Genomic DNA, 13564 nt, shown 5'->3' with positions numbered 1-13564 from the left:
ACTTACTTTTTAAACAGCTTCATTAGGATTCCGAAAGCCCCACGAATAAAAGAGGCACTTGTGACCACTTTTGTAACGGACTTTCCGATCACTTCAGCCGTACTCGGCTCGCTTTTTGTTCTTTTCTTTTCCCCTTCCGCTTCTTCTTGGGCTTGCGCCTGTTCTGTTGCTTTTTCGATTTTTTTCGTCAGCATCTCATAAGCACTGTCGTTATCGATAACCTGATTGTATTTTGTAACCAATTTGGAATTGGCGTTAATGGCGCTGATTTCAGCTTCGGTCAACACATCCATTCGGCTCATGGGTGCACGCATCATGCAGGCAACCAGCGGCGTTGGGATTCCTTTTTCGTTTAAAGCCGTAACAAAAGCTTCTCCGATTCCCAATTGCGTAATCACGTCTTCCGTTTTGTAAAAATCGGATAACGGGTAATTTTCCGCCGTCATTTTGATGGCTTTTCGGTCATTGGCGGTAAACGCCCGCAAGGCATGTTGGATTTTCAGACCCAACTGCGCTAAAACGCCTGCCGGGACATCAGTAGGATTTTGAGTGATAAAATACACCCCTATGCCTTTGGAACGAATTAGTTTCACAATCGTTTCAATCTGGTCCAATAAGGTTTTGCTGGCCTGATCGAAAATCAAATGAGCTTCGTCAATGAAAATAACCAATTCCGGTCTTCCGCTGTCGCCTATTTCCGGCATTTGCTGGTACACTTCCGCCAAAAGACTCAGCATAAACGTCGAGAACAATTTAGGTTTGTCCTGAATGTCCGTCAGACGGATGATATTAACGTACCCGTACCCGTTTTCGTCGATGCGCATTAAGTCATCAATGTCAAAGGACAGTTCGCCAAAGAACACATCGGCGCCCTGTTGTTCGAGTTCTATAACTTTTCGAAGAATGGATCCGGTGGAAGCTGTTGAAATTCGGCCGTAATTGGATTCAAATTCGTCTTTGCCTTCATCGGTGGCATATTGCAGTACTTTTTTGAAGTCTTTTAAATCGAGAAGCGGAATTTTATTGTCGTCGCAATATTTAAAAATCACGGTTACAACACCGCCTTGCGTATCATTTAGATCCAGGATTCTCGAAAACAGCACCGGCCCGAATTCGGAAACTGTAGAACGGAGGCGAACGCCGTTTTGTTCCGACAAGGTCATCAGTTCCACCGGAAACGCTTTGGTCTGATAGGGAATTCCGATTTTCGCATGACGTTCAGTAATGAATGGTTTTTCTTCTCCCGCAGCTGCAATTCCGGAAAAATCACCTTTGATATCCATCATCAGCACCGGAATGCCGTTCTGGGACAATTGTTCCGATAAAACCTGAATCGTTTTGGTTTTCCCGGTACCGGTGGCACCTGCAATCAAACCGTGACGGTTAATCGTTTTTAAGGGGATTTTTACAAGGGTGTCCGGAATGGCTTCGCCGTTTAAAATGGCGCCTCCCAAAACAATATGATCACCGCTGCAGTTGTATCCCGAATTGATATGTGCTGAAAAATCGTTATTTGACATGTCTTGAAGTGTTTTTCTTGTAAGAATGGTTTTATTTACAAATATAATAGTATTAATTCTACGCGAAATTGGATTCTTTTAAATAATTATGAAAAATAGTAAATTGGAATAAGAATAAAATTAACATTTAAGCGTTATAAAATTAAACTTGTGTTAATAAAGAATAAAGGATTTAAAACAAAACGTGTTTACAAGGTTAAATAAATCGTAAACTCACAGTAAAAAAAAGCGAATTTGTTTTTTTATTTATTCTAAAAACATAAATTTGCGACTCTTATACATGTTTTTTGTGTGTAAGAGCAGTTAAATAAATCGAAAAAACTAAAAATTAAAAAAATGACAAACGTATCTAACGAAACTGTTGAAAATGGAGCTAGCTCTAAAAGCTCAAACTTATTTGCAGGTTTAGCAATTGTAATCTGTTTAGTGATTGGATTTCTAGTGTGGAAATTCGTTATGGGGCATTCATCCAATTTTGAAAATGGAGACAATACTGGTCACCCACTACCAGGAAACTATTTAGGAATGGTTTATAAAGGAGGTTTTATTGTACCGATGTTGATGGGATTGTTCTTAATGGCAGTTGTGTTCTCGTTTGAGAGATTCTTCGTTATTAGTAAAGCTGCTGGAAAAGGAAACGTTGAAAGTTTCGTTAAAAATGTACAGGTTTTAATCGGTCAGGGAAAAATTGATGAGGCTATTGCTGAGTGTGATGTTCAACAAGGTTCAGTTGCTAATGTTGTTAGAGCTGGTTTGACTAAATATCAGGAAGTGAAAAGAGAAGGTTTCGACAGCGAAAAAGCTACAGAAACAATTCAAAAGGAAATTGAAGAGGCTACTTCATTGGAAATGCCAATGTTGGAAAAAAATATGACAATCATCGCTACATTGGTATCAATCGGTACGTTAATGGGATTGTTAGGTACGGTATCGGGGATGATTAAAGCGTTCTCCGGATTAGCTGCTGCCGGTGCTCCTGACCAGGCTGCTTTGGCAACAGGTATTTCCGAGGCCCTTATTAATACGGCTACAGGTATTGGAACTTCTACGTTAGCAATTATCATGTACAACGTATTTACATCTAAAATTGATAAATTAACTTACTCTATCGACGAGGCTGGTTTTGCTATCACGCAAGCCTACAGACGTATGAAAGCCCGTGTATAATCACACGTCAAAAGAGAGTTAATTATTAATTTGTTGCAATTGAAAGAATGTGTTCAGCATTCTGCAGTTGTGATTAAAACCAAAAGAAAATGGCAAAAGTAAAAATGTCAAAAAAGAGTACGAAGATTGATATGACGGCTATGTGTGACGTAGCATTCTTATTATTGTCTTTCTTCGTAATGACATCTACAGCTAAAATACCCGAGCCACTTCCTGTTGACACACCTGCTTCTACCAGAGAAACCAAATTACCGGATACGGATTTGGCTACCATAACCGTAGGGGATAAAAAAGTGTTCTTCGGGATTGCAGGTCAAGATCTTCGTAGAGAAGCGTTGGGTATTATTGCTGAAAAATACAGTGTAACATTTACTGAGGAAGAGACCAAGCGTTTTTCTTTAATTGATGGTTTCGGAGTTCCTGTGGGGAATCTGAAACAGTTGATTTCACTGAAAGGTGATGAAAGAAACAAGCCGGGTGTTCAGCCGGGAATCCCTTATGATTCCTTGGACAATCAGTTAAGAGAGTGGGTTTTGGCGGCACGTACGGCTGCAAAGAATGCTCACCAGACTGAGCTAAAAATTGCAATCAAAGGTGATGCGAAAGAAGAATATCCTACTATTAAAAAAGTAATCGATATTTTGCAGCAACAGAAGGTAAACAAGTTTTTCTTGGTTACCGGCTTAAGAAGTGAAGATTTTTAATTAAAAAAAATACTGTAAAATGGCAGAATTAAATACCGGCGGTGGCGGCGGCAAGAAGAAAGGCCATGTAAGAAGTAAGAAGCAGGACGCAAGTGTCGATTTGACCGCAATGGTGGATTTGGCATTCCTTTTGATTACGTTCTTCATGTTAACCACTTCATTGTCCAAACCACAGTCCATGAACTTGGCAATGCCGGATAAGACTGAAGATCAAACTGAGAAACCAGTTATTGATGTTGCTGATGATCGTACAATGACTTTGTTGTTAGGGGAGAAAAACCAAATCGTTTGGTATTATGGTTTGCCTGACAGTCCGATTGAAGGGCCGACGAAAGTGGGTTACGGCAAAAATGGGATTAGAAAAGAACTGTTGGAGAAAGAGAAAACAGTTTTGTCTAAATACGGTGATCCTAAGAAAGGGTTAATCGTTCTTATCAAAGCAAGTAAGAAATCCACATACAGAAACTTAGTGGATGTATTGGATGAGATGGCTATCGCTAAAGTTCCGACTTATGCGATTGTAGACATTACTCCGGAAGAAAACGCAATGTTGGAAAAAGAAGGTTTGTATACCAAATAACTTCTTTTCAATCATTAAAAAATAAAATTATGTCAAAATTAAACATATTTAAGACAGAGTGGATTGATATGGTCTTTGAAGGCCGTAACAAAGCCTACGGTGCTTATCAGTTGCGTTCAGAAAATCCAAAGACTACAACGAGATCGTTGCTTATTGGTGCGTTTTTATTTGCCGCGGCAATAGCTGGACCGGTTGTAAAAAACATCATTAACGATCGATTGGCTAAAGGTGAAGAGGAAAACAAGGACAAAATTGTGGAAACAGTACTATTGCCGCCACCACCTAAAGAAGATTTACCACCACCTCCACCACCGGAACCACCAAAATCAGTGAACGATCAGGTGAAATTCCCTCCACCGGAAGTGGTGAAAAAGGAATTGGTTCGTGATGAGGATCCGCCTACAGTGGAAGAATTGAAAGACGCCGATCCTGGACAAAAGGATGTTAAAGGGGATAAAACCGCCGGTGATATCGTTATCGACCAACCTACGGGTGATGGTGATAAAGGTGCCGAAATTGTAGACGACAATAAAGTATATGTTGCCGTTGAAGTTCAGGCAGGTCCTGCCGGAGGGATGCAGGGTTTCTATAAGAAGTTTGCAAGTTCATTCGTGGCTCCTGAAGTAGACGAAGGTGTTTCTCAAATTCGCGTAATGTTAAGTTTCGTTGTTGAAAAAGACGGAAGTTTTACCGACGTGAAAGTATTGAGAGATCCGGGTTACGGTGCTGGAAAAGAGGCGATGCGTGTTTTACGAAGCATGCCAAACTGGAAACCGGCCATCCAAAACGGACGCCCGGTGCGATCACAATTTACATTGCCAATTACCATTCAGGTAGCCCAGTAATATGAAATTATTTCAAAATTTTAAACAGAAATCGCCACAACAGCGATTTCTGTTTGTTTTAGGACTTGTCTTTTTAGGATTGTATATTTTTTTAGGCGTAACTTTGTTTGTTTGGAAAAGTATGCCGGTGGAAATATCCTATACAAGAAGGATGATTTTAGGCGGAATATTGATTATCTATGCGGCCATACGTTTTGTGCGTTTGCAACAAACCCAAGAGTAAATAGAAGTAGTTTTGCTTCAATTTTGACCTTTGTGTTTTGTCAGGATATTCAAAATCAGCCCAAAAACTTGTTGCGAAGTGGATTTCCACAACCGCAGTGTTTTTTAATGTATTACTGCGTTGGACATCGGCAAACGATAGTGGATTCTGTTTTGCCAATTGATATTACCGATTGCAGTAAAAGTGCAATAATTTAAAGTTTGTAAGTGAACATGAAAAAAACTATTTTCTTCTTCGCCATAATCGGCTTATTTCTGATGTCAATCAACGGTTGTACTAAGAAACCTTCTGATGCATCGGATGTCAAAGAGACTGCCGTAGCAGGTTCGACGACCATTCTGGTAGATGAAACGATTTTTCCTTTAGTGGAAGATGTTGCGATTCTTTTTGAAAACGAATATAAACGTGCCAAAGTCACTCTAATCAGTAAATCGGAAACCGAAATCATACAAATGATTCAGGAGGATAAATCACGTATCGCAGTTCTGGCCAAAACCCTGGATTCCACAGAGATGAAATACTACAACAACACAAAAAAAGTTTATCCGAGAATCACCGAGTTTGGTAAGGATGCGCTCGCCTTTATCGGAAACGGGAGTATAGCGGATTCAACCATCGTATTGAACGACGTCCTGAACGTTTTACGTGGCAATGCAAACAGTAAGATAAAAACATTGGTTTTTGACAACCCCAATTCAAGTACAGTTCGCGAATTAAAAACACTTGCAGGAATAAAGGAATTGCCAAAACAAAATGTTTTTTCAGTTCATTCCAATAAAGAAGTGGTGAAATACGTTACAGAAAATAAAGGGGCAATCGGAATTATCGGTATCAATTGGTTACTGCAGCCCTCAAACGATTTAACGGCATATCTTCCGAAAATACAGGTGTTAGCTGTTGAAAATGTTAAAGTTAACGAAAAAAATAAGTTTGTTAAACCGAATCAAACTAATATTGCAGACGGGAGTTACCCGGTTACCCGAAAATTATATATGTTAAATTTTCAGGGGTCAACAGGTTTAGGCATGGGTTTTGCTTCTTACATTGCAGGGCAACAGGGGCAAAGGATTATTTTAAAATCAGGCCTGGTTCCCAAACATTTTCCCACCCGTCAGGTTTCGGTGAGAAACGAAGTTGAATAATATTGAATAATTATAAAAACGAGTTTAGAAATGAAAAATGCTAAATTTTTAAGTTTATTATTGTCTGTGTTTTCCACTGCCGCTTTTGCGCAGGATTTGGAGCAGGCAAAAAAAGCTATTGATGCGGAACAATATGATAAAGCAAAAAAAATATTAAAAGGGTTGGTAAAATCGAATCCTGATAACGGTAAAAATTTCTTCTACCTAGGCGATGTTTACCTAAGAGAATCGGAAGCGGATTCTGCCACTATCGTTTTTAATAAAGGTCTGGCCACCAAAGATAAAGCGACTTTAAATTTTATCGGTTTGGGGCAAATTGATCTGGACGGTAAAAGAGCGGCAGCAGCGCAGGCAAACTTCGACAAGGCAGCCGCAGGCATCAAGAAAAAAGATGTGGATGAATTGTTGCTGATTGCCAGAGCCTACATCAATTCCGAAAACCCAGATTACAAAAAAGCAATCGAAATCGCTAAAAAAGCATTATTGATTGACGATAAAAACGCTCAGGCGTATTTGGTTTTAGGAAACGCCTATTACGGTGATAAAGACTCCAATGAAGCCTATAGCGCCTACCGTAACGCCTACGATTTAGACAGTTCGTTGCTTTCCGCCAAAATGAAAGTGGCCTCCATTACCAAAAACGCGAAAGCCTTCACCGAAGCGGTTAAATCGTTCAATGAGATTGTTGCCATCAACCCGAATTATGGTCCGGTATACAGAGAATTGGCGGAAACCTATTATTTCTGGGGTGCCAGCGAACCGGCTAAATACGAAGAGTACATCAAGAAAGCCTTAGGGTACTATGAGAAATACATGAGCCTGACGGATTATTCGGTAGCTTCCCGTATGCGTCATGCTGATTTCCTAATCTTGGCAAAAGATTACAAAGCGTTGGAAATCGAAGCGAACGAAATGAAAAAACTGGACAAGGTAAATCCGCGTATTTTACGTTATTTGGGATATGCCGCGTACGAAAACGGAAATTATGCCGAAAGTTCCAAAGCAATTGCCGAGTTTTTCGCCAAAGTGGAGCCTAAAAGAATCATCGCAAGAGATTACCTGTATTTGGGGTTGACCAAAATGGCTGAAGCTAAAAAGGCAGATGGTACCTACGATGAGAAAATCTTCAGCGAAGGTGTTGTGGAATTGAACAAAGCAGTGGATAAAGATCCGGTTATCGCTAACGAACTGAATGCTATCGGACAAAAAATGTTCAAGGATAAATTATACAAAAATGCCGCTCGTTTGTTCGAAGTCGCCATCAAAAACCCAAAATCGAAAAATTATCTTTACGATAACTTCTACTTGGGATATGCCTTGTATTTTGATTATGATGACAAAACGTCACCTAAAGACCAGTTAACGAAAGCGGATGCAGCCTTTTCAAAGGTAATTGAAGTGTCGCCAACCACGCAGGATGCTCATTTGTTCAAAGCGCGAGTGAACGACCAGATCGGAACACCGGAATCGAAATTGGTGGCTTTGGCAAGTTATGAGCAATACGTGAAAATCCTTGACGGAAAAGGCGATGCCGAAAAAGCAAAACCGAACAACAAAAAAGGATTGATTGAAGCCTTAACATTTGTAGGCGCGCATTATGCCAACTCGTCTGATAAAGCAAAAGCAGTGGAAAACCTGCAAAAACTTTTAACGATCGACCCGGCAAACGAATATGCTTCCAAAACACTGAAAGCTTTAAAAGCATAAGGATACCAACAGAATAGAAACCGATAACGAAAGTTGTCGGTTTTTTTTGGAGCGAAAGGTTCGGGAATTCCTGCAAACCATGTTCCCGCTGTCCGTTGCAATCTGTCTTGAAAGCTTGCACGACAATCTCTCAAGCCAGGATTTCCACTCCCATCGGGGCTGGAAAGGAAATTTTCCGCTTCTTTGGAATCGAAGCATTCAAAAAGCTAAAAATCTAATATTCTAATTGCGTACCTTTGCAGACTATTTTAAAGCGAGATGTTAAAAAAAGAAATACAGATAGCGGTTGAAAAAGGCGAAATGTTGCCTTTAATGGAGGAGTTTTATACCATTCAGGGCGAGGGTTACCATACGGGAACAGCGGCCTACTTTATCCGAATCGGCGGTTGCGACGTAGGTTGCCATTGGTGCGATGTGAAAGAAAGCTGGAATGCCGAATTGCATCCGCCAACTAGTATCGATATTATCGTAGCCAATGCCAAAAAATACGCCGAAACGGTTGTGGTAACCGGCGGTGAACCGTTAACATGGGACATGACCGTGTTGACCAACAAGTTAAAGGAACAAAATCTTCGTGTGCATATCGAAACTTCCGGTGCCTATCCCGTAACGGGCAGCTGGGACTGGTTTTGTCTTTCCCCCAAGAAAACAAAACTTCCGGTGGAGGATGCCTATAAAATCGCACACGAACTAAAAGTGATTATCCATAACAAACACGATTTCCAGTTTGCCGAAGAACAGGCGGCAAAAATTAACGACAACGCCATTTTATTCCTGCAACCCGAATGGAGCAAAAAAGAGGAAATGACCCCGTTAATTGTAGATTATGTTATGAATAATCCCAAATGGCGCGTATCTTTACAAACCCATAAATATTTGAATATTCCATAATTTTTATAACCAACAACCAAAAACAATGAAAAAACTGATGGTAACTTTCGCACTTGTTTTAGTAGCGAACTTAGGAATGGCTCAGGTTAACGAAGCCTTCAAAAAAGACGTATTGAAAATGATTGAACTTACGGGTTCGGCCGGTCAGATGAAATTGGCAAAAGATCAGATCCTGAAAATGGTTCCGAAAGAAAAGCAAGCTGCTTTCTTAGTGGAATTCGAATCCACATTACCAGCCCTGTATGATAAAATGGCCGGAGTGATGATGACCGAATACACTCATGACGATATAAAAGCGATTTTGAAATTTTACGAAACGCCAGTTGGAAAAAAAATGACTGAAAAATCAGGGGTTTTAGCCGAGAAAAACATGGCTGCAAGTCAGGAGTGGGCTATGGGCTTACAAGGAATGATGATGAAATACATGCAATAATAGCATGGTCTGAATATAAAAAAAATCCCAAGCTGTAATGGTTTGGGATTTTTGTTTTATAAATGGGTCAGTTTGGCCAGATAATCATAATGTTCCCCTTCCAAAAGCAATTCGCTTTTCAATCCGTTGGCGTAAGCGGCGTTTTGTAGTGTGTTATAATCAATGTACATCCAGTCAAAAGGGGTTTCTTTTTCGCCTTTATATGAAACATTAAAAATCACTTCCCCATAATATTCATTGTCGCTCGGAATCCATTTACCACCGTCTTCATCTTCATCAAACATATAGATGATATCGGAACTGTCCAATAAAATCTGACCATTTTCATTCAACAGTGATTTTAGTTTTTGAAGAAAACCGGCAATCTTTTTCAGCTTTCCGCACATTCCGGCTCCGTTCATCATCAGTAAAATGGTATCGTATTTCTCGTTTTCGATCTCCATTACATTTTGAACACGGGCCTTTTTTACGCCACGCAGTTCACAAGCCTTAATCGCATTGGCAGAAATATCAATGGCAGTCACGTCTAAGTTTCGCTCATTTTGCAGATACAAAGCATGGCTTCCCGCTCCACAGCCCACATCCAATACTTTTCCTTTGGCCAGATCCAAGGCTTTTCGTTCCATTTTCGGCATGGCTTTATACTCGCGAAACAAATAGGCAACACTCATTTCATCGGCTTCCGATATGGAGGTTTCCGTAATTAAATCTTCCGGGGAATTGTTGGTTTGGTAATCCAGTATGGCTTTTCCGAAAAGGTCTTTCATTGTTGTAAATTTGTTACGATGGTTATTTGTTTGTCTGAATTGAGTAATTTTGCAGGGTTATTTTTCGAATAAACGAATAACCAGATCCAAAATGCTCAAACCGTCCTTAAACGAACTTCAAAAGTTGGCCAAAGATAAGCATAACGAAAACAAAAAGTATTTCGATAAGCTTAAAAAGAAGACGCCTAAAAATCTGGATTATGTGATGCAGGACTTGCACGATGCCGAATTCAGGCGCACGGATTGTCTGGAATGCGCCAACTGTTGCAAAACGACCGGGCCACTTTTCACTTCTGCCGATATTGAGCGCATCGCAAAACATCTGAAACAGAAACCACAACAGTTTATCGACCAATACCTTCGCATCGATGAGGATAACGATTATGTGTTGCAAAGTGTGCCGTGTACTTTTTTGGATGCTCAAAATTACTGCATGATTTATGAGGTTCGCCCGAAAGCCTGCCGTGAATTTCCGCATACGGACCGAAAAAAGTTTCAGCAGATTTCCGATCTGACGTTAAAGAATGTTGCGATTTGTCCGGCAGCCTATAATATTGTTGAAGAAATGAAAAAGAAATTACCGTTATAATATGAAAGTATACAAATCTAAAGTGGATTGGTTCTTCTTTTTGCCATTATCCTATCCGATATTTCTATGCGTTAAAGGTTTTATAACCGGTAGTTATTTGATGTCGGCAATTACGTTGATCATTTTGGTGTTGATCGGTTTAATGATTCAAAAAACGGAATACACCATTTCGGAAAATACATTGAATGTTAAATCCGGATTTCTGGTAAATAAGAAAATTGATGTGAAAACCATCAGAAAAATTGAGAATACGAAAAGTATAATCAGTGCTCCGGCACTTTCAAGAGATCGAATTTTGTTGATCTATAATAAGTTTGATGACATTGAGATTTCACCAAAGGACAAGGAAGAATTCATAAAACATCTGTTGGTAATCAATCCGAATATTGAAGTAAAGTCATAATAAAAAAGGAGCTCAATTTGAGCTCCTTTTTTATTCACCATATATAAGGTAGGGTTTTCGCATCGTTTTAAAATCTGCTATTCCTTTTTTCCAGCTTTTTCGGATCTCATTTTCCGAAACGCCGGTTTCAATCTGTTGCTGCAGTTTTTTGGTTCCGGCCAACTTGGTGAAGAAATCATTAAAGAATTTCGTTTTGTCACCGGTAGTTTGGTAGGCTTTCATCAGCCATTTCAATTCCAGTTGTGTTACTTTTTCAATTTTTGACAAATCTTCTCCATAACAGGTTTTACCATTATGCGTGGGATCTTTGGCGCCTAAATTCGGTAGCGGGACAAAACTGAAATCACTTTTGGGTAAAAAGGGCGAACCGTAAAGCTGAAATTGTTTGTCGGTTCCGCGCCCCATACTCACATTCGTCCCTTCGAAGAAACACAAACTGGCATATAAATTAATCGCTTGGTCGTTGGGTAAGTTTGGTGATGGTTTTGCCGGTAAGCTGTAAGCCATATTCCGGGTGTAATTCAAACAGGGAATTACAGTTACTTGGCAGGTCATTCCGTTTTTCAGCCATTTTTCTCCGTTGATCATCTTGGCATATTCCCCAATCGTCATGCCGTGCAATACCGGAATTTGATGCATCCCTACAAAACTGGTATGCTCTTTTTCTAAAACGGGACCATCAACGATGCCGCCATTCGGATTTGGTCGGTCTAAAACGAGTAACGGAATATTGTTTTCCGCACAAGCTTCCATCACATAATGTAATGAAGAAATATAGGTGTAAAAACGCGCACCTACATCCTGTAAATCAAAAATCATAACATCGATTCCAACTAATTGTTCCGGTTTAGGTTTTTTGTTGTTGCCGTAAAGCGAGAGAATCGGCAGACCGGTTTTGGTATCTTTTCCGTCTTTGATTAATTCCCCGGCATCGGCAGTACCACGAAAGCCATGTTCGGGAGCATAAATTTTCTGAACAGCAATTTTATTTTCCAACAGAAAATCCACCAAATGAGTTTTGTCCGACAAAATTCCGGTTTGATTGGTGACAATACCTACTTTTTTATTTTTCAATAAAGGTAAATACGCCGCATGATTATCGGCTCCGGTTTTAATTTCGGATAACGGTTTTTTGTCCGTGGAAACGATTTCTTCTTTTTCCTTTTCCCTTTTCTCTTGGGTCTTGGCAGAATTTCCGCAGGCGACTATCGATAAAAACAAGAATAAAACTGTATTTTTGAAGACCGAATTTGAAATCATATACTTTGAAATTAGAATATTTTATTGCTAAAAGGCTTATCACTACTAAAAACTATAAAAGTAGTATATCTGCACCAATTATAAAAATTGCCATAGCGGCGATAGCCATCGGAATGATTATGATGATCGTTTCCATTGCCACCGGTATGGGTTTGCAGCAAAAAATACGCCAAAAGATTTCTGCTTTCAACGGCCATGTGATTATTTCGAATTACGACGACAACCAATCGGAAGTCAGTGTGGAACCCATTTCCTTGAATCAGAAGTTCTATCCGAAGTTCAAAAGCATTGATGGTATCAGTCATATTCAGGCAGTAGCGACCAAAGCCGGTATCATCCGAACCGAAAAAGCGTTTGAAGGAATCGTTTTCAAAGGCGTAGGCAAAGATTTTCAGTGGGAAAACCTGCAGGAATACATCATCAGCGGAACAATACCCAACTTAAAAACGAATCTCAATCCCGAAGTCATCATCTCACAATACCTGGCAAACCGACTTCAGTTGAAAGTCGGCGATAAATTCAACACCTATTTTATGAAAGAGGAAGGAAAATTGCCCAACCTCCGTAATTTTAAAATCGTCGGAACATACAATTCCGGTTTTCAGGAATTTGACGCTACCTATATATTAGGAGATATTCGTCATGTGCAACGCATCAACAAATGGCAGAAAGATCAGGTAGGTGCTTTCGAAGTTTTTATCACCGATTTTTCAAAAATAAAAGAAAAGGGTGAAGAAATCTATGCTGAAATTCCTTCTACCTATAATAGTGTAACGATAGAGGAAAAATATTTCAATATTTTCGAATGGCTAAAACTGTTTGATTTTAATATTGTAGTGATTCTTATTATTATGATTGTTGTGGCTACAATCAATATGGTGGTGGCTTTGTTGGTGTTAATTTTGGAACGAACCCAAATGATTGGAATCCTCAAGGCTATTGGCGCCAATAACTGGACCGTTCGAAAAATATTCCTGTATAATGCGGGTTATTTAATCCTTCGCGGTTTGTTTTGGGGGAACCTTGTCGGCATCAGTGTGTTGCTGGTTCAGAAACATTTCGGTGTCATCAAGCTTAATCCTGAAAATTATTATGTAACCGAAGCCCCGGTTGCCATAGATGTCTTGAATATTTTGGTGCTTAACCTGGGAACAATATTGGTTTGTTTGCTGGTTTTGTTAATCCCTTCCTATATTATTACCAAAATATCACCGGTCAAAGCCATCCGATTCGATTAGGAGCGAAAGTTCCGGGCTTTTTTTCGGACCATATTCCCGCTTTCCGTTACAATCCGTCCTTGCGAGCTTGCGCTGCAATCTCCCAAAGCCGGGAT

15 protein-coding genes are annotated in these 13564 nt (G+C 39.8%); 12 read left to right on the top strand and 3 right to left on the bottom strand.

Features of this window, described 5'->3' with window-relative positions; all coding sequences use genetic code 11:
• Positions 1–2 precede the first annotated feature (2 nt).
• Positions 3–1520 (bottom strand): helicase HerA-like domain-containing protein, encoded by a 1518-nt coding sequence (locus BLQ05_RS08685; protein ID WP_074460115.1) that lies wholly within the window; start codon positions 1518–1520, stop codon positions 3–5.
• A gap of 336 nt (positions 1521–1856) precedes the next feature.
• Here BLQ05_RS08685 and BLQ05_RS08680 point away from each other — a divergent pair, with 336 nt between their 5' ends.
• The 9 genes from BLQ05_RS08680 to BLQ05_RS08640 all read left to right on the top strand — a co-directional run bounded on the left by BLQ05_RS08680 (position 1857) and on the right by BLQ05_RS08640 (position 9212).
• Complete coding sequence (locus BLQ05_RS08680; RefSeq protein WP_035654211.1) at positions 1857–2687, top strand: MotA/TolQ/ExbB proton channel family protein; 831 nt, start codon at positions 1857–1859, stop codon at positions 2685–2687.
• 89 nt (positions 2688–2776) lie between these two features.
• The gene (locus tag BLQ05_RS08675; protein ID WP_023575917.1) at positions 2777–3391 is read left to right on the top strand and encodes an ExbD/TolR family protein; all 615 of its coding nucleotides are present in this window, start codon (positions 2777–2779) and stop codon (positions 3389–3391) included.
• A 19-nt stretch (positions 3392–3410) separates the two neighbouring features.
• The gene (locus BLQ05_RS08670; RefSeq protein ID WP_023575916.1) at positions 3411–3971 is read left to right on the top strand and encodes an ExbD/TolR family protein; all 561 of its coding nucleotides are present in this window, start codon (positions 3411–3413) and stop codon (positions 3969–3971) included.
• A 29-nt stretch (positions 3972–4000) separates the two neighbouring features.
• Positions 4001–4816, top strand: a complete 816-nt coding sequence (locus tag BLQ05_RS08665; protein WP_074460114.1) for an energy transducer TonB — start codon at positions 4001–4003, stop codon at positions 4814–4816.
• Position 4817: 1 nt separating this feature from the next.
• Positions 4818–5039: a hypothetical protein gene (locus BLQ05_RS08660; protein ID WP_023575915.1), complete on the top strand. Its 222-nt coding sequence runs from the start codon at positions 4818–4820 to the stop codon at positions 5037–5039.
• Between the two features lie 212 nt (positions 5040–5251).
• Positions 5252–6181, top strand: coding sequence for a PstS family phosphate ABC transporter substrate-binding protein (locus BLQ05_RS08655; RefSeq protein ID WP_035654206.1), 930 nt, complete (start codon positions 5252–5254; stop codon positions 6179–6181).
• A 30-nt stretch (positions 6182–6211) separates the two neighbouring features.
• Positions 6212–7888: a tetratricopeptide repeat protein gene (locus tag BLQ05_RS08650; RefSeq protein ID WP_023575913.1), complete on the top strand. Its 1677-nt coding sequence runs from the start codon at positions 6212–6214 to the stop codon at positions 7886–7888.
• A 258-nt stretch (positions 7889–8146) separates the two neighbouring features.
• Positions 8147–8779: a 7-carboxy-7-deazaguanine synthase QueE gene (locus tag BLQ05_RS08645; RefSeq protein WP_074460113.1), complete on the top strand. Its 633-nt coding sequence runs from the start codon at positions 8147–8149 to the stop codon at positions 8777–8779.
• A 25-nt stretch (positions 8780–8804) separates the two neighbouring features.
• Positions 8805–9212: a DUF2059 domain-containing protein gene (locus BLQ05_RS08640; RefSeq protein WP_023575911.1), complete on the top strand. Its 408-nt coding sequence runs from the start codon at positions 8805–8807 to the stop codon at positions 9210–9212.
• A 56-nt stretch (positions 9213–9268) separates the two neighbouring features.
• On the opposite strand, the gene BLQ05_RS08635 is transcribed toward BLQ05_RS08640, so the two are convergent.
• Entirely contained in the window at positions 9269–9979 is a 711-nt protein-coding gene (locus tag BLQ05_RS08635) for a class I SAM-dependent methyltransferase (protein ID WP_023575910.1), read from the bottom strand.
• 91 nt (positions 9980–10070) lie between these two features.
• Between BLQ05_RS08635 and BLQ05_RS08630 the strand changes: the two genes are divergently transcribed.
• Both BLQ05_RS08630 and BLQ05_RS08625 read left to right on the top strand, forming a co-directional pair.
• On the top strand, positions 10071–10568 hold the full coding sequence (locus BLQ05_RS08630; RefSeq protein WP_023575909.1) for a YkgJ family cysteine cluster protein: 498 nt from the start codon (positions 10071–10073) through the stop codon (positions 10566–10568).
• A 1-nt stretch (position 10569) separates the two neighbouring features.
• Positions 10570–10971 carry a PH domain-containing protein gene (locus BLQ05_RS08625; RefSeq protein ID WP_023575908.1) on the top strand — a complete coding sequence of 134 codons (402 nt, stop codon included), beginning with the start codon at positions 10570–10572 and terminating at the stop codon, positions 10969–10971.
• Between the two features lie 30 nt (positions 10972–11001).
• Here the strand turns inward: BLQ05_RS08625 and BLQ05_RS08620 are convergent, their stop codons facing one another.
• Positions 11002–12231, bottom strand: a complete 1230-nt coding sequence (locus tag BLQ05_RS08620; RefSeq protein WP_023575907.1) for an exo-beta-N-acetylmuramidase NamZ family protein — start codon at positions 12229–12231, stop codon at positions 11002–11004.
• A 5-nt stretch (positions 12232–12236) separates the two neighbouring features.
• Between BLQ05_RS08620 and BLQ05_RS08615 the strand changes: the two genes are divergently transcribed.
• Positions 12237–13469: an ABC transporter permease gene (locus BLQ05_RS08615; RefSeq protein WP_023575906.1), complete on the top strand. Its 1233-nt coding sequence runs from the start codon at positions 12237–12239 to the stop codon at positions 13467–13469.
• The last annotated feature ends 95 nt before the right edge of the window (positions 13470–13564 follow it).

The sequence above is a fragment of the Flavobacterium saliperosum genome (assembly GCF_900100625.1).
Lineage (GTDB): Bacteria > Bacteroidota > Bacteroidia > Flavobacteriales > Flavobacteriaceae > Flavobacterium > Flavobacterium saliperosum.
Note: the sequence above shows the minus strand (reverse complement) of the source record. Positions and strands in the feature narration are given on the sequence as shown.

Excerpts from the sequence above, each read along its gene's own strand:
- BLQ05_RS08685 (WP_074460115.1), bottom strand. The coding sequence starts at position 1,520 with ATGTCAAATAACGATTTTTCAGCACATATCAATTCGGGATACAACTGC.
- BLQ05_RS08665 (WP_074460114.1), top strand. The coding sequence starts at position 4,001 with ATGTCAAAATTAAACATATTTAAGACAGAGTGGATTGATATGGTCTTT.
- BLQ05_RS08670 (WP_023575916.1), top strand. The coding sequence starts at position 3,411 with ATGGCAGAATTAAATACCGGCGGTGGCGGCGGCAAGAAGAAAGGCCAT.
- BLQ05_RS08655 (WP_035654206.1), top strand. The coding sequence starts at position 5,252 with ATGAAAAAAACTATTTTCTTCTTCGCCATAATCGGCTTATTTCTGATG.
- BLQ05_RS08620 (WP_023575907.1), bottom strand. The coding sequence starts at position 12,231 with ATGATTTCAAATTCGGTCTTCAAAAATACAGTTTTATTCTTGTTTTTA.
- BLQ05_RS08645 (WP_074460113.1), top strand. The coding sequence starts at position 8,147 with ATGTTAAAAAAAGAAATACAGATAGCGGTTGAAAAAGGCGAAATGTTG.
- BLQ05_RS08630 (WP_023575909.1), top strand. The coding sequence starts at position 10,071 with ATGCTCAAACCGTCCTTAAACGAACTTCAAAAGTTGGCCAAAGATAAG.
- BLQ05_RS08640 (WP_023575911.1), top strand. The coding sequence starts at position 8,805 with ATGAAAAAACTGATGGTAACTTTCGCACTTGTTTTAGTAGCGAACTTA.
- BLQ05_RS08650 (WP_023575913.1), top strand. The coding sequence starts at position 6,212 with ATGAAAAATGCTAAATTTTTAAGTTTATTATTGTCTGTGTTTTCCACT.
- BLQ05_RS08660 (WP_023575915.1), top strand. The coding sequence starts at position 4,818 with ATGAAATTATTTCAAAATTTTAAACAGAAATCGCCACAACAGCGATTT.
- BLQ05_RS08675 (WP_023575917.1), top strand. The coding sequence starts at position 2,777 with ATGGCAAAAGTAAAAATGTCAAAAAAGAGTACGAAGATTGATATGACG.
- BLQ05_RS08680 (WP_035654211.1), top strand. The coding sequence starts at position 1,857 with ATGACAAACGTATCTAACGAAACTGTTGAAAATGGAGCTAGCTCTAAA.
- BLQ05_RS08625 (WP_023575908.1), top strand. The coding sequence starts at position 10,570 with ATGAAAGTATACAAATCTAAAGTGGATTGGTTCTTCTTTTTGCCATTA.
- BLQ05_RS08635 (WP_023575910.1), bottom strand. The coding sequence starts at position 9,979 with ATGAAAGACCTTTTCGGAAAAGCCATACTGGATTACCAAACCAACAAT.